The organism is Pseudoalteromonas sp. MB47 (genome assembly GCF_011319765.1).
In the GTDB taxonomy this organism is placed as follows: Bacteria; Pseudomonadota; Gammaproteobacteria; order Enterobacterales; family Alteromonadaceae; genus Pseudoalteromonas; species Pseudoalteromonas simplex.
The window spans coordinates 220,187-242,878 of record NZ_VFBD01000006.1 but is presented as its reverse complement, the minus strand read 5'-3'; the positions used below and the strand labels follow the sequence as shown (position 1 = coordinate 242,878).

Here is a 22,692-nt window from a genome sequence, read left to right as displayed (position 1 = left end):
CATTTATTTAAGGTTCTGTGTAATGGATAAAACCTATAATCCGCAAGATATTGAACAGTCTTTATACCAAGGCTGGGAAGAAAATGGCTACTTTAAACCGTCTGGCCAAGGTGACGCATACTCAATTATGATCCCGCCACCAAACGTCACGGGTAGCTTACACATGGGCCACGCGTTCCAAGATACCATCATGGATACGCTAACGCGTTTAAAGCGTATGCAAGGCAACAACACATTATGGCAAGTTGGTACTGACCACGCGGGTATCGCAACACAAATGCTTGTTGAGCGTAAGCTTGCTGCTGAAGAAGGTAAAACACGTCACGACCTAGGCCGTGAAGCATTCATCGATAAAATCTGGGAGTGGAAAAACCACTCTGGCGGCACGATCACTAAACAATTACGTCGTTTAGGCGCGTCTGTAGATTGGGACCGTGAGCGTTTTACTATGGATGAAGGCCTTTCTGAAGCGGTTAAAGAAGTATTCGTACGTCTTCACAAAGAAGATTTAATCTACCGTGGTAAGCGCCTAGTTAACTGGGATCCTAAACTTCACACGGCTATTTCTGATCTTGAAGTTGAAAACAAAGACAAACAAGGTCACATGTGGAACCTACGTTACCCTCTTGCTGATGGCGTAAAAACCAAAGATGGTAAAGACTACATCATTGTTGCGACAACACGTCCTGAAACAATGCTAGGTGATACAGGTGTTGCTGTTAACCCTGATGATGAGCGCTACCAAGATCTGATCGGTAAAGACATTTTACTGCCTATCGTAAACCGCCGTATTCCAATTGTTGCCGATGAACATGCAGACATGGAAAAAGGCACAGGTTGTGTGAAAATCACGCCTGCCCACGACTTTAACGATAACGAAGTAGGTAAACGTCACCAACTACCAATGATCAACATCTTCAATAAAGATGCAGCGGTATTAAGCGAAGGCGAAAGCTACACATTCGACGGTAAAGAGCTTGAATTAGATGCGCCAATTCCTGAGCGCCTACATGGCCTTGACCGCTTTGATGCACGTAAAGCGATTGTGAGCGAATTTGAAGAACTTGGCCTACTTGAAAAAATCGAAGATCACAGCTTAACTGTACCTTACGGTGACCGTTCTGGCGTAGTGATTGAGCCTCTTCTTACTGATCAGTGGTACGTGCGCGTAGCACCTCTTGCAGAGCCTGCAAAAGAAGCTGTTAAAAATGGCGACATTAAGTTCGTACCTCAACAATACGAGAACATGTACTTCTCGTGGATGAACGACGTACAAGATTGGTGTATTTCACGTCAGCTTTGGTGGGGTCACCGCATCCCTGCTTGGTACGACAACGAAGGCAACGTATACGTTGGTCGTGACGAAGCTGAAGTACGCCGCGACAACAACCTTGCTGATGATGTTGCACTTAAGCAAGACGAAGACGTTTTAGATACCTGGTTCTCATCTGCGCTTTGGACTTTCTCAACGCAAGGCTGGCCTGCAAACACTGATGATTTAAAAACGTTCCACCCGTCTGACGTATTGGTAACAGGTTTCGATATTATTTTCTTCTGGGTTGCGCGTATGATCATGATGACCATGCACTTCATCAAAGATGAAGACGGCAAGCCACAAGTACCATTTAAAACCGTTTACGTAACAGGCCTTATCCGTGATGAAAACGGCGATAAGATGTCTAAGTCGAAAGGTAACGTACTTGATCCTATCGACATGATTGACGGTATCGACCTTGAAAGCCTAGTTGAAAAGCGCACTGGTAACATGATGCAGCCACAACTAGCGAAGAAGATTGAGAAAAACACTCGTAAAACATTCGAAAACGGTATCGAAGCACACGGTACAGACGCACTGCGTTTCACCCTTGCGGCAATGGCTTCAACGGGCCGTGACATCAACTGGGATATGAACCGCCTTGAAGGTTACCGTAACTTCTGTAACAAACTATGGAATGCGAGCCGTTACGTATTAATGAACACTGAAGAGCAAGACTGTGGTTTCGCTACAGATGCTGAGAAACAGTACTCACTTGCTGATCGTTGGATTTTAGGTCAATTTGAAGCAACGGTTAAAACCTATACTGAGCATCTAGAAAACTATCGTTTTGACCTAGCAGCAAACACCATTTATGAGTTCACTTGGAACCAATTCTGTGACTGGTACCTAGAACTGACTAAACCAGTATTGTTTAAAGGTAACGAAGCACAGCAACGTGGTACTCGTCATACCCTAATCACGGTATTAGAAAGCCTACTTCGCTTAATGCACCCGTTAATGCCATACATCACAGAAACGATTTGGCAACGTGTTGCACCACTTGCAGGTATCGAAACTGCGGGCACTAGCATCATGGTTCAAGGTTTCCCTGTATACAATGAAGCTAATGTTGATAGCCAAGCGATGGACGACCTAGAATGGGTTAAACAATTCATTCTTGCTATTCGTAACATTCGTGGTGAAATGGATATCAGCCCAAGCAAACCATTATCTGTATTGCTTGCTAATGCGTCTGACGAAGACAAGCGCCGCTTAACGGATAACGAAGCATTCTTAGCGTCGCTTGCTAAGCTTGAAGAGTTCACCCTTCTTGATAACAAAGACGATGCACCAGCGTGTGCAACATCGTATGTTGGTAACCTTGAGATCATGATCCCAATGGCTGGCCTAATCGATGTTGAAGCTGAATTAGCCCGTATCGCGAAGCAGCTTGAGAAAGCAGAAAAAGGCTTAGCACAGGTTCAAAACAAGTTAGCTAACGAGAAGTTCGTAAATAATGCGCCAGAAGCTGTGCTTGCTAAAGAGCATGCTAAACTGGCTGAATTTACCGATGCGAAAGACAAACTATTAGCGCAAAAAGCGAAAATCGAAAGTCTATAACAGCATATATCAAGCGCGATTTATTCGCGCTTACAAAAAAGCCGCGCTATAACATTGTTATAGCGCGGCTTTTTAATGCTCTGTAGCAGCGACTTTACGTCGCGTCACAATTAAAATTTGTAGTTGTACTGAGCACCAACTAGAACTGCGTGACCTTTTGATTCATAGTCCCATGAAACATCTTGGCCAACTGATGCAGCTAGGCTGTCTTTTTCAGAGAAGTTTTGTGTTTTACCACGAAGAATACTTACACCTAGGTCAATATTTGAGTTTTCGCTGAATGCGTAGTTACCACCAAATGAGAACCAGAAACGATCTGTATCAGGGATAGAGATTGAAAGGTGAGATTGGTCTGCTGGCGACTCATCGTATGCAATACCTGCACGAAGTAAAAGAGCGTCGCTGTACTGGTAGTCAGTACCGATAGAGTAACGCATTGAATCAGAGAAGTTCTCTTCTTTAGAGAATACAGGTGCTTCTTGACTAGGCGTATAAGCTTCTAATTTTTGGAAGCTATCCCAGCCAGTCCATAAAATGCTGTAGTGCACGCCAAGCTTCTTATCGATTTGGTGTGAACCAGAGAACTCAGCAATGGCTGGTAAGGTTAATTTTAACTCACCCGGAACTTTAGTACCCGCTAAACCGCCAACAGCAGCTGGTAGCTGGTTTGAGTACTCACCTTCAAAGTCGATATCTGTTTCGCTGCGGTAGTTAAAACCAAAACGGTTGTTTTCGTCTAACTGATACATAGCACCAATGTTCCAACCAAAGCCGTAGTCGTCACCTTCAAGGTGAGCGATTTGCGTGCTCGCTGGTAAACCTAATGGGTTTGCACCTGCATTACGCACCACTTTCGCATCAGCATAAACATAGTTTAAACCAAGGCCTAGGCTGAACTGTTCGTTGATTTTGTATGAAGCACTTGCATTCATGTTAACAGTCACGATTTCAGTTTCGCCTGCGATAGAACCTGCTGCGTAATCGTCTTTAAATTCAGTTGAAAGACCAAAGTTTGAAAAAGCACCAAAGCCTAAAGATACTTTGTCGTTTAATGGCATAGTGAAGTAACCAGCAGGAATAAATGCTGATGGCGCGATGCTATCGTCATCGATAGAGCTTTCATCTAAGCCGTATGCAGCACTTTCACCTTCTAAGCTAACATCTGGAATTACAGCAATACCTGCCACTGAGATTTGCTTATCTTTAAATAAAGACATAAGTGCAGGGTTACGAGCAACAACTGAGGCATCGTCAGCAACGGCTGCTTCACCAGCGTATGCACGGCCTAAACCTGAAACGTTTTGCTCTGCTAATTGGAAAGCTGCAGCAAAGCTGTCAGCAGAAACAACAGCAAGTGATGCTGCAATTAGTGTTTTTGTGAACTTCATAAATCTGTGTCCTCTTGCAAACTTGTGCGAAAACTAATCCAACAATGAGGGCAACCTATTAGTTAAGCATAAAAGATTAGCGCTGTATGTTGGCATTAGATGTTTTATTCTAATGATTATAAACTTTCGAACATTACCTTAATTAAGATCAAAAAACTGTAATTTTTCGTTAGAAATAGGTAAAAAACCCGCATTTTAACAACAAGATAACAACTTATTAAAACTCATCAGATCTCTGATTACAAACCAAACAAACGATATTAATTATCATTTGCATTGACTTATCGCCTTTGTAGCTTTAGACTAAAAATAAAAGTTTCTCAGTTGAGTTTGAGTATGGAAATCGCCTTTATTATTGTGGCACTAATGTTATGCGGTGTGAGCGTTCATTATTTTTGTAAAGCAAATTATTGTGCATGTACTAAAGCAGGTGATTGCGACAACCCAGTCAATCACTATTGGTTAGGCGCTATGTTTAGCTCAGTTTTGTCTCTTTTATTGTGTTGCGTAGCCTTACATGTCGAAAAAGGGACGCTATTGTGGTTAGTTTTAATGATAAGTTGTTTTAGTGGGGCATTTATTTCAGCTAAACGCAGCGCCAAAAAACGCTGTGTTAAGTCTAAACAAGCAGATGCTCTTTTAACAAACGAGCCAAATTAAGCTGATAATCTAAGGGTTTAATACTGGCAATAATTTTTAGTTCTTTTTCCACGTTCAAATCGACATCTTTCGCCGTCACGTGGTGCTTATGTTTAGCATTATAAAATACTTTCACTTTTGGTTTGATTGGATTCTCGTGATTCCCTTCCATTACTAACGCTAAACGATCATTATTTAACTTAACAATAGTACCGACAGGGTGTACACCTAGACATTTAATAAAGCGCTGCACTAATTCAGAATCAAACATTTGTTTGTTCGCAAGTAAATAACGCAAAGCCGAAATAGGTTCTTCTCCCATTTGATGAGGCCTATCTGCCGTCATAGCATCATAAACATCAACAATTGCCATCATTCTTGCGGGGCGGCTAAGCTTTTCAGCAGTAATACCGCGTGGATAACCTGTACCATCTAAACGTTCATGATGATTTACTATCATATCAAGCATTAGTGGAGTAATGCCCTTCTCGCCTTTCACTAAACCTAAACTCTGCGCCACATGTTTTTTAACGACTTGCATTTCGTTATCATTTAATGCGCTTGGCTTAGATAAAACACCTTGCGGCATTTTAGCTTGGCCAATATCATGCAGCAAAGCTCCCATCGCCAGTTCTTTGATCGTCTTTTCTTTATAGCCTAAATACTTAGCAAACACACTCACCAAAATCGCAGTGTTGATCATGTGACGCCAGTTATAAATATGTTTATCTTTGAGACGAGTTAAAATAGTTAATGCATTGTGATTTCGAAAAACGGAGCCGACTATATCAACAGCAATGTCGTCAAGCACTGCCATATTCATTTTTAGTCCAGCTGTAATATCGGAATATAAACTTTGTAGCTTACGACTATGCTGCTCATAGTGAACACTAGCTTTTAGAAACTCTTGTTGAACCGTGATCCCTTGCGGCTCTTCATTAGCAGCAGGTTTTTGTTCAACCTTCGGTTTAGCCGGTTCAGGCTTTGGTTGGTATTTTTTAGGGAGTGCAACATCGCTTTGTGTAAAGTCGATGAGTAGCTCTTCAACCCCCTCAGAGATCAGGCGCTGAATAATTGTTTTATCACGCACTAAACCACGTGTTTTGATCTTAATACTATTTACATGCTCTTGTTGCTTACTGACACTGTCAACAAACATCCCTGGAACAAGTTCGGCAATGGGTAAAGTAATAAGCATAGGTAAGCTTAGCGCATATAAACATCGAGTTTTTTATTATCGCTAATTGATTACAAATGTCTATAGATTGAATAACGAATACGAAATAGGTATTAGTCAGAGGGTAAACTAACGAGTCAAGCAACTCGCTAGATTGTGGTAGTTCAGTCTAAGAGCTGACGGCAGATAGCTGACAGCTCTCTAGCTGTTTATTCCTGAAAGTAAGTGCCCCAGCCGTCGTATTCAACGTCTGTTTGCTGAGCAAGCGCTTCTAACTTGTCTACGTCTTCCATAATGGCTTCTACATCAAGTTCACACTCAACAACCACGTCAAAGCTCCATACTTTCTCGCCGTCTTCTAGCTCAAGTTCAGCTGGTTCTTCAACATCGTAACCTAGTTTAAAAGCGGCTAAAGCTGCTTGCTCTAATTTTTCAAAATTTTCGCTAACAAAGTGATGTTCCACTTCATAAAGTACTTCAGGATCTGAGCCATCTTCAAGCAATGAAGTAACGATGTCTTCAGTAATTTCGCGCCAATTTTCCATTATTTGTTTCTCACTTGAGCATCTAATTCAGTTATTTTAGCGGCCATAATCTGATGAACATGTGAAGCATGGTCACGAGCAGATACGTCTTTATCAAGATAAATCGGCGCTAACATTTCGAGGTAAATTGTACCATTATCCCAGCGATTTAGCTTAATAGTTTTGTGCGTTGTACTCATACAAACTGGTACAACTGGCACATCAGCACTCATTGCTGTGTGAAATGCCCCGGTTTTAAAGGGTAATAAACCGCGACCATAGCTTCGCGTGCCCTCAGGAAACATCCACACCGACAAGCCTTTTTGTTTTATTTTCTCAGCTGATTTAGAAATTGTGCCCGCCGCTTTTGAGCGGTTAGCACGGTCAATTAAGATATTGCCCGATAACCAATATAGCTGACCAAAAAACGGGATCCATTTGAGGCTTTTTTTACCAAGGCTTACACAGTTCTCTGGCACCATGGCAGGTAAAGTGAATAGGTCATAGTTATTTTGATGATTTGCTACATAGACAGCAGGGCCAATATTTTTTGGAGTCTCGTGATATTTAAGCTCTAGTTTGACACCTAAAATTTTAGCTACTTTGCAAAACCAACCCGCAATAATATGCACGTTATTAGTATGAAACGGCTTCACAATGCATAAAAGCAGCCCGAAAACACAGCTTAAAACAATAAATAACGCCATGAAAATTATGCGAAAAATAGCTAACAAACGAATTCTCCTCGTACTAATCAGCGCGCATTATAACGTGAAAAATACCATTTCCATAGCTTTAAGCGCACATGTGTACGCTTAAAATTTCATAACGTTTTAACAATAAAAAGGCCTGCAATTGCAGGCCTCTGGTTTTTACTCTGTTACTTCGCTTGGCGACTCATCACTATCATCAGTTTGAGTCACTTCGACTACAGCTTCATCAACTCGCTGCAGACCACGTGGTAACTTATTACCTCGTCTACCGCGTTCACCATGGTAGTGCTCAAGATCAGCCGGTTTCAGTGTCAGTTTTCGTTTACCTGCATGCAGGGTTACGCTACTGCCCGCAGGCACCACAGCCAGCACTTTTACAAACTCTTCACGGGCTTGCACTTTCGCACTTGGGATAGAAATAATCTTATTTCCTTTACCTTTACTAAGCTTAGGTAAATCTCGCAGTGGGAATAACAACATGCGGCCTTCGTTAGAAATTGCCATACAGTAATCTGTTGCTACGTCAGTTACTCTAATTGGCGCGAGTAATTCACCGCCTTTAGGAACACTGACCAGCGCTTTACCGTTTTTGTTCTTACTCACCAGATCTTTAAAGTCACTTATAAAGCCATAGCCTGCATCGGAAGCCATTAACAACACTTGGTTGTCTTCTGCCATCACCACATGCTCAAAGTTGGCGCCAGAGCTTAAGTTAAAGCGCCCTGTCATTGGTTCGCCTTGGCTTCGAGCTGAAGGTAAACTATGTGCATCAGTAGCAAAAGCGCGACCACTTGAATCTAAGAACACTGCAGGCTGGTTACTCTTACCTCGCGCTGAGGCTTTATAGCTGTCGCCTGACTTATAACTCAGCCCTTCAACATCTAAATCATGGCCTTTACCAACACGTGCCCAACCTTTTTCGGATAACACAACGGTCACTGATTCTGAAGGGATAAGGTCTTTTTCACTTAGCGCTTTTGCTTCTAAACGTTCAACAACTGGTGAGCGACGATCATCACCATACATTTCAGCCGCTTCTTGGATTTCTTTTTTCATCAACGTCGACATACGACGCTCTGAACCAAGCGTTTGCTCTAACTTGTCACGCTCAAGGGCAAGCTCATCTTGCTCACCTTTAATCTTGAACTCTTCAAGTTTTGCTAAATGACGTAGTTTTAACTCTAAAATCGCTTCCGCTTGAATATCTGTTAAACCAAAACGCTCCATTAAAACAGGCTTTGGTTTATCTTCAGTACGGATAATTTCGATAACTTCATCAATGTTTAAAAAGGCCGTTAATAAACCTTCTAAAATATGTAAGCGTGCTAATACCTTATCTAAACGGTGCTGTAAGCGACGGCGAACCGTTTCACGGCGGAACGTTAACCACTCAGTTAAGATACTACGTAAATCTTTCACTTGCGGACGACCATCAAGACCAAGCATGTTTAAGTTTACGCGGTAGTTCTTTTCTAAATCTGTGGTTGCAAATAGGTGCGCCATTAATGGCTCAGCCTTGATGCGGTTTGAACGCGGTACAATCACGATGCGGGTTGGGTTTTCGTGATCAGATTCGTCACGTAAATCAGCAACCATCGGCAACTTTTTAGCATTCATCTGCGCTGCAATTTGCTCAAGTACTTTTGCACCTGAACACTGATGAGGCAGCGCGGTGATCACGATGTCACCTTGCTCTTCAGTGTAAATTGCACGCATCTTGATAGAACCACGTCCAGTTTGATAAATCTTACGAATATCGTCTTTCGGTGTGATAATCTCAGCTTCTGTTGGGTAGTCAGGCGCATGCACTAACTCAAGCAACTCTTCGATTTCAGTTTTTGGCTTATCAAGTAATAAACAACAGGCACTGGCAACTTCACGCACATTATGTGGTGGAATATCGGTTGCCATACCTACAGCAATACCCGTTACACCATTGAGTAAGATGTGCGGTAAACGCGCAGGTAACACCATTGGCTCATCAAGTGTGCCGTCAAAGTTTGCGGTCCAATCGACAGTGCCTTGACCCAGCTCTTTTAGTAAAACTTCTGAGAACTTAGATAAACGCGCTTCGGTGTAACGCATTGCAGCAAATGACTTAGGATCATCGGCAGCACCCCAGTTACCTTGACCGTCCACCAGCGGGTAGCGGTAAGAAAACGGCTGCGCCATTAACACCATGGCTTCGTAACAAGCACTATCACCATGAGGGTGATATTTACCCAGTACATCACCCACGGTACGGGCTGATTTTTTATATTTTGCTTGCGCCGATAACCCCAGTTCGCTCATTGCATAGATGATACGACGCTGTACAGGCTTAAGACCGTCACCTACATGAGGTAAGGCACGGTCCATAATGACGTACATTGAGTAGTTTAAGTAGGCGTCTTCAGTAAAGCGCCCCATTGTTTGTTGTTCTATGCCTTGCATCAGCAAGGTATCTGTATCACTCATTAACGCTTACCTATTTTTTCTTAGCACTAACGCGATAGATCACATTAGCAAAGTCGTCTGAGATCAATAAGCTGCCATCTGCAAGCTCTGCAAATGCAACTGGGCGACCAAATGTTTCTTCGTTTTGCATAAAGCCTGTGATGAACGGGGTGTACTTAGTAATACGACCTTGTTCAACATTCGCTAGCATCACTTTGTAGCCTGACTTTTTACTGCGGTTCCATGAACCATGCTCAGCAACAAAAAGCTGCTCTTTGAATTTAGCAGGAAACTGCTTACCGTTATAAAAATGAATACCTAAAGGAGCAACATGAGCACCAAGTGCAAGGGCTGGCGATTTGTAGTCAGCAATACTTTTACCTTTACCAAACTCAGGATCTAAAATCGCCCCAGCGTGAACATAAGGGAAACCATAATGCGCACCCTCTTCACCTTCACCAACACGGTTAATTTCACAAGGTGGCATGTCATCGCCCATCATGTCACGGCCGTTATCACTAAACCAAAATGCATTCGTTGTAGGGTGATAATCAAAACCAACTGAATTACGAACGCCTTTGGCAATTGTTTTAATTTCTTTTGTGTCAACATCTAACGAGAAAATACGACCATATTTTTCGTCTTCAGCACAAATGTTACATGGTACACCCACTGGCACAATTAACTCACCAGTTGGCGCAAAACTAATAAATTTCCAGCCATGGTGACGATCAGTTGGAAACTTATCGTATACCACGTCGTATTTAGGATCTTTTAAATTTTTATCAACGTCTTTAAAACGGATGATACGTGACACTTCAGCCACATATAGATCACCATCTTTAATCGCTAAACCTGATGGCATTTCAAGACCTGTGGCAATAACCATTTTTCTGTCAGCCACACCATCACTGTTATGGTCAATCAACGCATAAACATTGCCTGCTTTACGTGAGCCTGCGTAAACAATACCTCTTTTTGATACCGCAATTTGACGTGCATTTTCTACATCATCAGCAAACAGGCTAATAGAAAACCCATCAGCAACTGTTAACTTATCAAGAATATCTTTTGCCATTGCAGGCGCTGATAACAAGCTCAGCGACAATAATGAGGTCAGTAGTTTTTTCATTTTTTCTTGCCCTTTAATTCGTTGCTAGCAACTAAGTTGCTACACCTTTAACTAAACTTCTGCGCGGTTACCGTGATCTTCTAACCACTGACGACGGTCTGACGAACGTTTCTTTGCAAGAAGCATATCCATCATTTCCATGGTTTGCTCTTCTTCATCTAAGGTTAGTTGCACTAAACGACGCGTATTAGGATCCATCGTGGTTTCGCGTAATTGTAACGGGTTCATTTCACCTAACCCTTTGAAGCGTTGAACATTAACCTTACCGCGTTTTTTCTCAGCTTCAATGCGCGCTAAAATACCGTTCTTTTCGTCTTCATCAAGGGCGTAGTAAACCTCTTTACCAATGTCGATACGAAATAGCGGCGGCATAGCTACATACACATGGCCTTGTTTGATAAGCGATGGAAAGTGACGAACAAACAGCGCACAAAGCAAGGTAGCAATGTGTAATCCATCTGAGTCAGCATCGGCCAAGATACAAATCTTGTTATAACGCAGACCAGATAAATCACTTGAATCAGGGTCAATACCCAGAGCGACAGAAATATCATGCACCTCTTGCGATGCTAAAATCTGCCCAGATTCAACTTCCCAGGTATTTAAAATCTTACCGCGCAGCGGCATGATTGCTTGGAATTCACGGTCGCGCGCTTGTTTTGCTGAGCCTCCCGCTGAATCACCCTCTACTAAAAACAGTTCAGTACGGTCATTATCTTGGGCACTGCAATCCGTTAATTTACCCGGTAATGCAGGGCCTGAGGTAACACGCTTACGCACGACTTTTTTAGCAGCACGTAAACGGCGCTGTGCATTTGAGATACATAACTCAGCTAATAATTCTGCCGTTTCTGTATGCTCGTTTAACCATAAACTAAATGAGTCTTTTACCACACCTGATACAAACGCAGCGCATGAGCGAGAAGACAGCTTTTCTTTTGTTTGGCCAGCAAACTGTGGGTCTTGCATTTTAACCGACAATACGTAGCTACAACGCTCCCAAATATCATCTGGTGTTAGCTTTACACCACGTGGTAATAGGTTTCTAAATTCACAAAATTCACGCATTGCTTCAAGCAAGCCTTGGCGTAAACCATTAACGTGTGTACCGCCTTGTGCAGTAGGAATTAAGTTAACATAACTTTCAGCGATTGATTCACCGCCTTCAGGTAGCCAAACAACCGCCCAGTCAGCGCCTTCGGTTGAACTTGAAAAGTCACCAATAAACGGCTCTTTTGGTAATACTTCAAAGCCTTTGACTGCTTCAACTAGGTAATCTTTTAAGCCTGTTTCGTAATACCACTCTTGGCTTTCTTTGGTTTGCTTGTTAGTAAACTTAATGCGCAAGCCTGGGCACAATACCGCTTTGGCTTTTAATAAGTGATTAAGCTTAGTAATTGAAAAGTTAGCTGAGTCAAAATAGCTCGCATCAGGCCAAAAACGCACAGTTGTCCCTGTGTTACGTTTACCCACAGTACCAATGACGTTTAGATCTTCAACCTTGTCACCGTTTTCAAAAGCCATACGAAATTGCTTCGCATCACGGCGCACAGTCACTTCAACACGAGTCGATAGCGCATTTACAACCGAAATACCTACCCCGTGTAAACCACCTGAGAACTGATAGTTTTTATTAGAGAACTTACCACCGGCGTGCAGCTTGGTAAAAATAAGTTCCACACCCGGGATACCTTCTTCAGGGTGAATATCAATCGGCATACCACGGCCATCATCGATAACCTCAAGAGAGTTATCTTCATGAAGGATGACATCTATTTTAGTGGCATGGCCTGCCATTGCTTCATCGACACTGTTATCGATAACTTCTTGACCTAAATGATTAGGTCGAACCGTGTCGGTATACATACCTGGGCGGCGTTTTACGGGCTCTAATCCGTTTAAGACTTCAATTGCTTCGGCGTTATAATTTTGCTGACTCATAGTTTTTATATCTTTTATGCGCTTAGCTATGTTTTACGTGATTTTAAGAAAATCTACAATACTTGCAAAGGTTTGTTCGAAGCCGATAAAACTATGATCGCCTCCAAATTCAACGTGTTGCTTACACTGAGAATAATATTTAACCGCCTGCTGAAACGGCAGTACTTCATCGCCCGTTTGCTGTAGCAAATAAATCAATGAAGGGGTGTCTAATTGCGGCAAATATAAACTGCGCAATGCATCCATGTGACGAGTACCAAGTTCATAATGACTATCTTGATACGGGTTATAATTTTCCCCTAAATAGTTACTGAGTAACTCAAATGGGCGAACCGCAGGGTTAATGACTACCGCGGGTATTGAATAACGTTGCGACAAATAGGTCGCATAAAAACCACCTAATGAACTACCTAGTAATACAGTATCATCATTTAGCAGTAGTTCTAATTGTAAAATTGCATGTAATGGCTCATGAGTTAATCGCGGCACCTGATAATCGACATCAAATTGCGCCATGTGCTCACCAAAACGAACAGCTTTGTAAGATTGCTCAGAGCTATTAAAGCCATGAATATAAATTACTCGTTTAGCCATACTACATTCGTGCTTAACAGTAAGTTTTGTTGCTCATCAATTATTAAGTCGATGATTCGAAATGCGGGGCCTAAATCCTCTTGCTGCCACGCCATCGTGTGTTTGCTAAATTGTATTGAACTGGCAGGTGTCGCATACACACTAAGGTTACGGTAATTTTGCGTGTACTCATGATGCACATGACCATGGAACACACCCACACACTGCTCAGTATTGACGCAGGTATTTAAAAACTGCGGGCCATTTTCTAGCATATGTTTATCTAGGTAAGCTTGAATAGGCAGCGGGTTATGATGACAAAACACCACACTTTGAACCTGACCTACCGCTTGGCTCAACTCATCTAAATGCGTTTGTGTTACCCAGCCTGCTGGCGTCGGGCCTTTTGAGTTAGCTAACAGCAACTGCCCACCTAAAAAGGTAATGCGTTTATTGTTTAAAATTTGCGGGCTTATAAGCTTTTCATATTCAGCAAGTTCATCATGATTACCCGGCAGCCAAAACACCGGACAACTGAGCGCTGAGTCTGCTATTAATTTAGCAAAAAGCTGATAAGAATCGTTGCTGTGATCTTGTGTTAAATCTCCACCAAATACCACACAATCCACATCTAATTCAGCAATCGCTTCTAAACAGCGTGAAAAATACGCTGCCGTATTCACGCTAAAGTATTCACCATGGATGTCTTTTGATAAGTGGCAATCAGTGATGTGGGCAACTTTCAGTGCTGTTTTATCAAAATGGAAGGCGTCACTAAACCAAGCCATTATTTACATCCCAATTTAAAACTGCTCGGCCGTTTTCAACACAAGCCACCAGCCAGTCATACAAAAAGGCGTTAAGCTGATATTTTTCATCTTTTTGGTGCATATTCGGATTAGGGTAAGCATAGGAAGGCTTGATGCGCTGATGAAAATCATGATGCACGATTTCGGCTACTTTCGCATCATGATACATGCGCACAGTTAAATACAAAGGCTTAACCGAAGGCAAATGACCGGCTTCTTGTCTGATAGAAATATCTGTGGTGTATTTTGCTGTATCGTCAACTTTAACCGCAAAAGTGCTGTGCCCTAATTGCACTTTACGTTCCTGACCTATACGTCGCTCATTAGGTAATAGTTTTAGCGCACGCACGTAATTATGCTCACACAAAGTTAAGTACTTAGGTAAGCTTTGAATATAACGCTGCTGGGCACTGACGTACGACAAAATAATCCCCTATGAGTTTTTCCAATCAGACAGTATACGTTGCTTATTCAGTGCTAACCACTGTAATGAGATAACTGTCGCTGCATTATCTATTTCACCCTGTTCTAGGCGCAGCATAGCTTCATCATATGACATTACATGAGTTTTGATATCTTCATCTTCATTATCAAGGCCAAAAATACCGCCTTGATACCCTGCTAAGTCAGTGCGCGCTAAATATAAATACAAACGTTCAGTGGTGCCGCCGGGGCTTGAAAGATACGACATCATAAATTCCAGCTCGTTAAGCTCAATACCGGCTTCTTCGAATGCTTCACGTTTGGCAACATCTTCATAATCAGTACTGCCATCAGCCATGCCTGCAATACACTCAAGTAACCAAGGTGACTGCTTTGATGCGAGTGCCCCGATTCTAATTTGTTCAATTAATAAAACTTGGTCAGTTTTAGGGTCATAAGGAAGTACAGCAACAGCATGGCCGCGCTCTAAAATTTCACGTTTAATTTCTACTGATTTACCACCCGCAAACAAGGCATGATGAAAGCGATAGATATTAATTTTAAAGAAACCATTATAAACACGCTCAATTGGCTTTAACTCTATGTCATCATGGTTAAATTGTGAGATTGCTGATATTTTCATCCTTTATTTCCTTTACACTGCAAGCAAAAATTACGACCAATTATATTCTGTTACACTTGGACATGCAGATTTACGTAATTTTTTTTTGGTTATTCATTAAAAAAGAGTACCATGGTGATAGTACAAAATTGTCTAAGGACTGAACGAACAATGAAAAAAACTCTACTCGCTGCGCTGATCGGGTTTTCAAGCGCACTGACTGCAACAGCTAGTTATGCTGAAGACTTACTACAAGTTTACGAGATTGCTACAGCAAACGATCCTACCGTACTTAAAGCAAAAGCCCAAGCAGATGCGCAAGCTTATGAAAGTGATCGCGCGTTAAGTGCACTATTACCACAAATTGGCTTAAGCCTTGGTTATGAAACAACCAAGTCTGATCTTTATGAGGGTAATGATACTACAGGTTATGCTGGTTATGATTACGATCCTGATGTTTTCAGCCGTGGTATTAGCCTAAACCAAACACTATTTGATTTAGGCGCTTGGAACTCGCTAGGTATTGCTGATAAGCAAGCATTACAAGCAGACGCTCAGTATGATTTTGCACGCCAAGATCTAATCGTTCGTGTAGCTGAGGGTTACTTCAACGTACTAAGTGCAATCGATAACCTTGAGTTTGTTCAAGCAGAAAAGCGTGCCATCGAGCGCCAATTGCAACAAACTAAAGAGCGTTATGCGGTAGGTTTAACAGCAATCACTGACGTACACGAAGCACAAGCTCAATATGATAACTCTGTTGCACAAGAAATTGTTGCTAAGAACAGTGTTGAAACAGCGCGTGAGCAACTTCGCGAAATTACTGGTAAATACCACGCAAAACTAGACATGTTGAATACAGATACATTTTCAACTGTTGCGCCAAATAAACAATCGTCTGAGTACATCAAAATTGCTGAAGACAACAACTTAAATCTGCAAGTTTCTAAAGTAACGGTTGATATTGCAAAAGATCAAATTGATTTAGCAAAAGCGGGTCACTATCCGAAGCTAACATTAAGTGCTTCTTACGGTGACAGCCTAACCGATCTAAATAGCAACTCACATCAACCTCGTGAAGATAGCGCTAAAATTGGCGTTAACTTTAGCCTACCGATTTACTCAGGTGGTGCTACAACTGCAGCAACAGATCAAGCTCGCGCTTTTTATGTTGCCGCAAGTGAAGATTTAGAAGCAAGTTTACGTGCAGTAACTCGCTCGGTTATTACATCATATAACCAAGTAGTGTCTGACATTGCCACGTATAAAGCCTTACAACAAGCTGTTGTTTCTGCAGAAAGTGCACTTAAAGCAACTGAAGCAGGCTTTGAAGTTGGTACACGTACTATCGTTGACGTATTGATCAGCACGCAAAACTTATATAACGCAAAAAGTAACTTAGCAAATGTTCGTTACCGCTATGTTGTTTCAACACTTCGCTTGAAACAAGCTGCTGGTACACTAACTAGTGAAGACCTTATTGCTATTAACCAAGGTTTAAAAGAAATCTAAATATTTCTTCGAAACTTATACCAACAAAGCCAGCCTCGCGCTGGCTTTTTGTATTTTTAAACACTTACAGTTAAACTAGCTTTTTTATTTTTAGAGATTTTTTTGTGGTTAGTTCATCACCGTTTAAAGCGTCTTTTTTGGGCCCTCGCTACTGGTTAACTTGGGTTGGCATTTTCTTTTTATATCTTATCTCTTGGTTGCCACATAAATTGCAACTAGCGCTTGGAAAACTGCTCGGCCGCCTAGTACATCGTTTTATGAAACGTCGCCGCCATATTGCTGAGGTGAATATTCGTTTGTGCTTTCCTGAAATGCCAGAGCATGAACAACGCGAACTAGTTCGTAAAAATATGGAAAATACCGGTATTGCGATGATGGAAACCGGCATGGCTTGGTGGTGGCCCGAGTGGCGAGTTAAAAAAGTGTATGGCTCGATAAAAGGGTTAGAATATTTTCAGCAAATTCAGCAATCAGGCAAAGGCGTTTTGCTTCTTGTTCCACACATTTTACACCTTGAAATGGCAAGTCGGGTAATGGGCTTAAAGCACCAAGGTATTGGTTTTTATCGCCCACATAATAATCCTCTAATGGAGTATTTTACTACCAACGGTCGCTTACGCTCTAATGAATATCTAATCGGTAAAAAAGATGTCAAAGGCCTACTGCAAGCCCTCAAAAACAAGAAGGTTTGTTACTACCTGCCAGATCAAGACTATGGCCGTAATCGTTGCGAGTTTGCACCGTTTTATGCGGTAAAAGATACAGCAACAACTACAGGTGCACTGCTGTTTGCCAATAGTAAGAACTGCGAAACCGTAAGTTTAACGAGTCGTCGTGATGAGAATGGATGCTATCATCTAGAAGTGCTTCCTATTTTAGAAAATTTCCCTAGTGGCGATAACCTTGCTGATGTAACACGCGTTAACCAGCGTATGGAACAAGCAATAAACGTGGCTCCTGAGCAGTACATGTGGCTACATCGCCGCTTTAAAACTCGTCCAGATAAGAATGCACCTTCTTATTACAAGTAGAGTGACATTTTGCTGTATGTATGGTTTTATTAAGCTAATTAACAACAAGAGTATTAGAAATGTGGTTTTGGGTTAAGCATTTATCATTAGCTGTCATTTTGATTGCTGCTGCTATTTATTTTTTATTTGGCAGCGGTCCCGTATTAGATATCAAAAATACTCAAAATGCAGCGGCCCAAGGTCTATCACGCTTTTATTCAGCCCTTCGAAATCAGGTCAATGACAAAGATAACGAGCGAGATAAATATGTTCTTAAATTACCGACACCTGAAACTAGTCTAGATGTCGCACTATTTGAGCGTGAAAAAGTCGTTGAGCCTTCATCGCCAAACTGGACAGGAGATATACAACCTCGTCGCTTTGAAAATGGCACGACTTTAAAAGATGTATTATCTGATTATGCTAAAAATGAAGATATTGTGTTGTACTGGTATCTTAGTAAAGACTACGTAGTAAAAGATCACTTTCGAGTTGATAGCAACTTCGTTTCTGCATTGTATCAAGTAGGTCGAGCAATCAACGATGATTTCGAAAATGAGGTTTACACTTATTTTTGTTTTAAGCAAAGAGCGGCTGTGATCACTGAGCTGCCCTCTGCTTATGTACGTGAAAATTGCCGCCGTTTAAAAAGCTAAAACACCTGTAGCCACGCCTGACTAACTAAGTCGATATGCTGAGTTAACTCAGCACGTGGCGCACAACGCCCCTGCTGATTCAAACTCATTACATGATAACGTGAACGATAGGCTATATACGCAGCCACTAACTCTTGCTGCATTTGCTCACTAATACAGCCTAAACGCGCCGCATCGGCTAGTATACGCACATTATCAGACCAGCTCGTTAGCTCTGGATGTTGCTTAGCATTATTTAGCACCAGATACTGAGTAATAAATTCAATATCTGTAATACCACCCCTATCTTGCTTCAAATCAAACAGCTCATCGTTACCCTTAGCAAGGTGAGCGCGCATTTTTTCACGCATCTCAACAACATCCGTTTTTAATTTTTCGTTATCACGGGTTTGGCATAACACATCTATACGAATTCGCGCGAAACGATCTTTTAATGATGCTTGACCGTAAATCATGCGTGAGCGAACGAGAGCTTGATGTTCCCAAGTCCATGCTTGAGTTTGCTGATAGTGGTAGTAACTTTCTAAATTAATAGCCAGTAAGCCTGACGCCCCTTCAGGACGTAAACGAGTATCAAGCTCGTACAAAATACCAGACGCCGTGCGAGTATTGAATAAATGCATTAAGCGCTGTGCAAGTTTTAAATAAAACTGACGCGAATCAATCGACTTATCACCATCGGTATAACTGCTGCCATCGTGGTTATGCACAAACACAAGGTCTAAGTCTGAATCGTAGCCAACTTCGAAACCACCTGTTTTACCGTAGGCGATAACCGCAAAGCCTTTTTCTTGCTCTGACGTATTAACGGGCTGACCAAAGCGTTCAACACACGCATGCCATGCAATATTGACCGCTTGCTCTACAATTGCCTCAGCAAGCGCTGTAAGGTGGTCGCTTACCTTCATCACGCTAAGTACACCTGTTGCATCAGCCGCTGCAATGCGTAGCTGATGCGTTTGCTTAAACTGACGAAGAGCTTCCATTTGTAGCTCTAGATCACCATGCTCAATGCGCAAGAAGTATTGTCTAATTTCATCTTTGTAAGCAGATAAAGGTGTCGGTTTATAAAGCACCTGAGGATCGATCAGCTCATCAAGTAAAATTGGGTAACGAGAGATATGTTCGCCAATCCATTTACTATGACAACATAGTGCAACCAGTTGATTTAAGGCTCCAGGGTTTTCATACAACAGCTCTAGATAAGCGGTTCGTGAAATGATCTTATTCAATACTTGGCAGATCATCATAAAGGCGTCACTGCTCGCTTTTGCTATCGTTAATTGTTTAAGTAAAAGCGGCATTAATTTATCTAAAATGTCACGACCTCGACTACCAACCTTCGCCTTAGTTAAACGCGCCTTAAAATCTTCCAATGCTGCTTGCCAATCAAGGTTCGGCTCACACATCAGGCTAACATCCGTCATTTCCCATGCGCTGATGTACTCATTTTCACACGGGTCGCTGGTTTCACTTTCAAAACCAATCACCTGTTCGAATTCACCATGGACTTGAGACATGATCTGCTCGATACTAGACAAACACTGATTAAAATCGTCTTTATTGAGCAAATAACATAAACGTTGTTGGTTTAATTCGTCATCAGGTAGGGTTTGCGTTTGCTTATCAGCAAATATCTGTAAGTACTGCTCAATTTGACGTAAGTCTAAATAGTTTTGTGTAAGTAATTCAGCCTCTTTGTTGGACATAACCTGATTGTTAACCAGTTCTTTTAAAGCAACTAATAATGACTGAGTTTGCAGGTTAGCTTCGCGACCACCTCGCACCATTTGCAGCGCTTGTACCACAAATTCCACTTCTCGAATGCCCCCTGCGCCTAATTTAATATTGTTTGTAAGGCGTTTTCGGCGTACTTCTTGAGCTATCATTTGCTTCATTTTACGCAGCGATTCAATCACCGAGAAATCAATATAGCGGCGATAAACAAATGGCCGTAGCAATTCATAAAACTCATTCCAATAACGGTTTTCTGTGCCGATTAATCGGCCTTTTAGCATGGCGTAGCGTTCCCACTCACGTCCTTGCTCTTGATAATAATCTTCCATAGCATGAAAGCTCATCACCAAAGGCCCACTTTCACCAAATGGGCGCAGGCGCATATCAACCCGAAATACTTGGCCATTTACCGTAGTTTGATTAAGCGCCATAATCAGCTTTTGCGCCACTTTGGTATAAAACACCTGCGCTTCAATAGAGCGACGCCCACCTTGCGTTGCAACATCACGAGGGTAAGAAAAAATTAAATCAATGTCAGAGGAGTAATTAAGCTCTCCTCCACCTAGTTTACCCATGCCTAAAACTAACATGTGCATTGCATTACCGTCATCATCAAGCGGCATACCACTAACTTTAGCTACCTGCGCAAACGCCCACTGATTGGCACTATCGATAAGCTGATTTGCAAGCGCAGAGATATAAGCGATGCTATCAGCGATTGGGTTTGCACAGCACAAGTCAAGAAAAGCCACTTTCAACCAGTACTTTTCTCGATACAAACGCAGTTTTGCCATTGCAGCATTGTCGTCAAGCTCATTGATTTCTGTACTACTTAACGGAGCTTCAACTGCACGATTAGCAAGCTCCTTATCATCAAGTAACCAGTCTTTTAAGTTTGGCTGAGATTGTAGACAGTTCCACGCAAAGTCGCTTAAAGACAACAAGTTAATAATTTTCTGTTGTTCAGTTTGCCCCTCATACAAGCTCGCGAAGCGGGTTTGGCCTAACTGATGAAGTGACTCTGGAAGCGCGTGTAAATTACTCATTAAATACTCTCTTTTAACTTGCCAATAACCGTACTAGAATGATAATCAAAGAATTATTTAGCAGGGACCTGCATGTCATATTTATCACTATCTAACACTAGTTTAGTCGCGATTGCTATTAGTTTCGCTGTAATCTGCGCCACTATAGTACTGCTACGTATTCTAACGCAAATCAAAGCAAAACAAGCGCTTAAAGAAGAGCTTGCGCAACATGATAACTTTGCCATGGGAATAAGCTTTGCCAGCGAAATCATGGTCGTTATAGCAACTATCGCTTATATATTTGATGAGATTAGCTTAAGTGCAGCCCAATCTAATCCGCTAAAAGTACTTTTACTCATTGTGCTGTTGTTTGCTTTTATAAAAATAGGCCATTTAATTCATCGTAAATGGATTTTGCATCGCTTTAATGAAGAAGCCGCTATTCTAAAGCAAAATGTCTGCGCCGCCTTGGTCGATTCAGGCATGCTAATCGCAAACTGTATTATTGCTCTTGGTCTTTATAACTGGTGCCATACCCAAGGCTATAGCAGCTTATTGATCGCCACAGTGAGCTTTTTTGTGCTGCAAGGTATGTTTGCCCTTGATAGTAAAATCCGTGAGTATCGTTTTGCAAAAGCTAACCAAGGTGCGTCGCTACAAAGTAATTTTAATCTAGAAAATACTTCCATCGGTATCCGCTACGCCGGTAAGTCTATTGGCCTTGCTCTTGCTGGTTATGCTGGTCTTGCCAGTGCATCATTTATTAGTGGTAAGATGGTAGAAAACTTATTCACTTTGGTATCTCATTGCGGTGCTATGTGGGCATTACTTTATATTTTGAGCTACATTATTAAGTATATTTCTTTACCGAATATAGATACTTCTCTTGAAGTTGATCATCAAGATAATATTGGTATTGCGTGTATTGAGTTTGCCGTTTTTGGCGCAATAGGCTATTTACTTATTAGTATGTTTTCAATTTGATACGGAAGTTTTAGTACCGTGAGACTCTATGCCCTTTAAAGTTAATGATTATTTACTAGTTGATATAGACAATGAGTTTAGCCGAGCCTTTACTGAGCATTATTTTGCGAGCGTTGAAGGCTCAACGCTTGTTGTGGCAGGCGCAAATAGCCGCCACATGGTCAAACTTATGTTTGATGAATTAATAAAAGATTACTGTTATTGCGACTTCAGTAATGAAATAAGTGTCTCTGAACTGGCCAGCTACCTGCATGAACACCACAACATTAAAGGTGTTTTAATTAATTTAACCGATTACCAATTAGCGGATGATGCACAAAAATTTATATACAATTCCCTACATAAAATACGTTATTTAGTAAAACAAGAAGAACAAGGTTTTAGCTTTGCGCCTTGCCCCGACAGCGCCCATATTAATCACCTTTCCTGTCAAACAACTATCGCTGAAACGACGACAGATCTTTTACCGTTAGCTGAAGAGTTAAATAGAAAATAAATAATTGCACCTAA

At 41.7% G+C, this 22,692-nt stretch carries 19 protein-coding genes; 7 read left to right on the top strand and 12 right to left on the bottom strand.

Going from position 1 to position 22,692, the window contains the following annotated elements:
* Positions 1 to 22 precede the first annotated feature (22 nt).
* The gene (locus tag IMPJCBKJ_RS03745; RefSeq protein ID WP_138616286.1) at positions 23 to 2,878 is read left to right on the top strand and encodes a valine--tRNA ligase; all 2,856 of its coding nucleotides are present in this window, start codon (positions 23 to 25) and stop codon (positions 2,876 to 2,878) included.
* A gap of 110 nt (positions 2,879 to 2,988) precedes the next feature.
* Here the strand turns inward: IMPJCBKJ_RS03745 and IMPJCBKJ_RS03740 are convergent, their stop codons facing one another.
* Positions 2,989 to 4,266, bottom strand: a complete 1,278-nt coding sequence (locus tag IMPJCBKJ_RS03740) for an outer membrane protein transport protein (RefSeq protein ID WP_054552641.1) — start codon at positions 4,264 to 4,266, stop codon at positions 2,989 to 2,991.
* Positions 4,267 to 4,602: 336 nt separating this feature from the next.
* Here IMPJCBKJ_RS03740 and IMPJCBKJ_RS20680 point away from each other — a divergent pair, with 336 nt between their 5' ends.
* Positions 4,603 to 4,926, top strand: coding sequence for a hypothetical protein (locus IMPJCBKJ_RS20680; RefSeq protein WP_054552642.1), 324 nt, complete (start codon positions 4,603 to 4,605; stop codon positions 4,924 to 4,926).
* Here the strand turns inward: IMPJCBKJ_RS20680 and IMPJCBKJ_RS03730 are convergent.
* The 10 genes from IMPJCBKJ_RS03730 to IMPJCBKJ_RS03685 all read right to left on the bottom strand — a co-directional run bounded on the left by IMPJCBKJ_RS03730 (position 4,886) and on the right by IMPJCBKJ_RS03685 (position 15,276).
* Entirely contained in the window at positions 4,886 to 6,103 is a 1,218-nt protein-coding gene (locus tag IMPJCBKJ_RS03730) for an HD-GYP domain-containing protein (RefSeq protein ID WP_054552643.1), read from the bottom strand. The two genes, IMPJCBKJ_RS20680 and IMPJCBKJ_RS03730, sit on opposite strands and share 41 nt — an antisense overlap.
* Positions 6,104 to 6,291: 188 nt before the next feature.
* A complete protein-coding gene (rraB, locus tag IMPJCBKJ_RS03725; RefSeq protein WP_054552644.1) occupies positions 6,292 to 6,627 on the bottom strand; it encodes a ribonuclease E inhibitor RraB in 336 nt (111 codons plus the stop codon).
* Complete coding sequence (locus IMPJCBKJ_RS03720) at positions 6,627 to 7,340, bottom strand: 1-acylglycerol-3-phosphate O-acyltransferase (protein WP_054552645.1); 714 nt, start codon at positions 7,338 to 7,340, stop codon at positions 6,627 to 6,629. The genes rraB and IMPJCBKJ_RS03720 overlap by 1 nt, the downstream gene beginning before the upstream one ends.
* 138 nt (positions 7,341 to 7,478) lie before the next feature.
* Positions 7,479 to 9,776 carry a DNA topoisomerase IV subunit A gene (gene parC, locus IMPJCBKJ_RS03715; protein WP_054552646.1) on the bottom strand — a complete coding sequence of 766 codons (2,298 nt, stop codon included), beginning with the start codon at positions 9,774 to 9,776 and terminating at the stop codon, positions 7,479 to 7,481.
* Between the two features lie 10 nt (positions 9,777 to 9,786).
* Entirely contained in the window at positions 9,787 to 10,887 is a 1,101-nt protein-coding gene (locus tag IMPJCBKJ_RS03710; RefSeq protein ID WP_138616282.1) for a PQQ-dependent sugar dehydrogenase, read from the bottom strand.
* Between the two features lie 51 nt (positions 10,888 to 10,938).
* A complete protein-coding gene (gene parE / locus IMPJCBKJ_RS03705; RefSeq protein ID WP_166338862.1) occupies positions 10,939 to 12,828 on the bottom strand; it encodes a DNA topoisomerase IV subunit B in 1,890 nt (629 codons plus the stop codon).
* 33 nt (positions 12,829 to 12,861) lie between these two features.
* Positions 12,862 to 13,422, bottom strand: coding sequence for a YqiA/YcfP family alpha/beta fold hydrolase (locus tag IMPJCBKJ_RS03700; protein ID WP_166338860.1), 561 nt, complete (start codon positions 13,420 to 13,422; stop codon positions 12,862 to 12,864).
* Positions 13,407 to 14,189, bottom strand: coding sequence for a metallophosphoesterase (locus tag IMPJCBKJ_RS03695; protein WP_166338858.1), 783 nt, complete (start codon positions 14,187 to 14,189; stop codon positions 13,407 to 13,409). The genes IMPJCBKJ_RS03700 and IMPJCBKJ_RS03695 overlap by 16 nt, the downstream gene beginning before the upstream one ends.
* Positions 14,176 to 14,634 (bottom strand): DUF1249 domain-containing protein, encoded by a 459-nt coding sequence (locus IMPJCBKJ_RS03690; RefSeq protein WP_138598894.1) that lies wholly within the window; start codon positions 14,632 to 14,634, stop codon positions 14,176 to 14,178. The genes IMPJCBKJ_RS03695 and IMPJCBKJ_RS03690 overlap by 14 nt, the downstream gene beginning before the upstream one ends.
* 9 nt (positions 14,635 to 14,643) lie before the next feature.
* The gene (locus tag IMPJCBKJ_RS03685; protein WP_166338856.1) at positions 14,644 to 15,276 is read right to left on the bottom strand and encodes an NUDIX domain-containing protein; all 633 of its coding nucleotides are present in this window, start codon (positions 15,274 to 15,276) and stop codon (positions 14,644 to 14,646) included.
* A gap of 150 nt (positions 15,277 to 15,426) precedes the next feature.
* Between IMPJCBKJ_RS03685 and tolC the strand changes: the two genes are divergently transcribed.
* The 3 genes from tolC to IMPJCBKJ_RS03670 all read left to right on the top strand — a co-directional run bounded on the left by tolC (position 15,427) and on the right by IMPJCBKJ_RS03670 (position 18,433).
* Positions 15,427 to 16,767, top strand: coding sequence for an outer membrane channel protein TolC (tolC, locus tag IMPJCBKJ_RS03680; RefSeq protein ID WP_054552653.1), 1,341 nt, complete (start codon positions 15,427 to 15,429; stop codon positions 16,765 to 16,767).
* A gap of 104 nt (positions 16,768 to 16,871) precedes the next feature.
* Entirely contained in the window at positions 16,872 to 17,798 is a 927-nt protein-coding gene (lpxL, locus tag IMPJCBKJ_RS03675; RefSeq protein ID WP_054552654.1) for an LpxL/LpxP family Kdo(2)-lipid IV(A) lauroyl/palmitoleoyl acyltransferase, read from the top strand.
* Positions 17,799 to 17,857: 59 nt separating this feature from the next.
* Positions 17,858 to 18,433, top strand: coding sequence for a TcpQ domain-containing protein (locus IMPJCBKJ_RS03670; RefSeq protein WP_054552655.1), 576 nt, complete (start codon positions 17,858 to 17,860; stop codon positions 18,431 to 18,433).
* Here IMPJCBKJ_RS03670 and glnE read toward each other — a convergent pair.
* Positions 18,430 to 21,216 carry a bifunctional [glutamate--ammonia ligase]-adenylyl-L-tyrosine phosphorylase/[glutamate--ammonia-ligase] adenylyltransferase gene (glnE, locus tag IMPJCBKJ_RS03665; RefSeq protein ID WP_166338854.1) on the bottom strand — a complete coding sequence of 929 codons (2,787 nt, stop codon included), beginning with the start codon at positions 21,214 to 21,216 and terminating at the stop codon, positions 18,430 to 18,432. The genes IMPJCBKJ_RS03670 and glnE overlap by 4 nt on opposite strands.
* A gap of 72 nt (positions 21,217 to 21,288) precedes the next feature.
* On the opposite strand from glnE, the gene IMPJCBKJ_RS03660 reads away from it, so the two are divergent.
* Together IMPJCBKJ_RS03660 and IMPJCBKJ_RS03655 are read left to right on the top strand one after the other, a co-directional pair.
* Positions 21,289 to 22,182 carry a hypothetical protein gene (locus IMPJCBKJ_RS03660; protein WP_166338852.1) on the top strand — a complete coding sequence of 298 codons (894 nt, stop codon included), beginning with the start codon at positions 21,289 to 21,291 and terminating at the stop codon, positions 22,180 to 22,182.
* 28 nt (positions 22,183 to 22,210) lie between these two features.
* Complete coding sequence (locus IMPJCBKJ_RS03655; RefSeq protein WP_054552658.1) at positions 22,211 to 22,678, top strand: hypothetical protein; 468 nt, start codon at positions 22,211 to 22,213, stop codon at positions 22,676 to 22,678.
* The last annotated feature ends 14 nt before the right edge of the window (positions 22,679 to 22,692 follow it).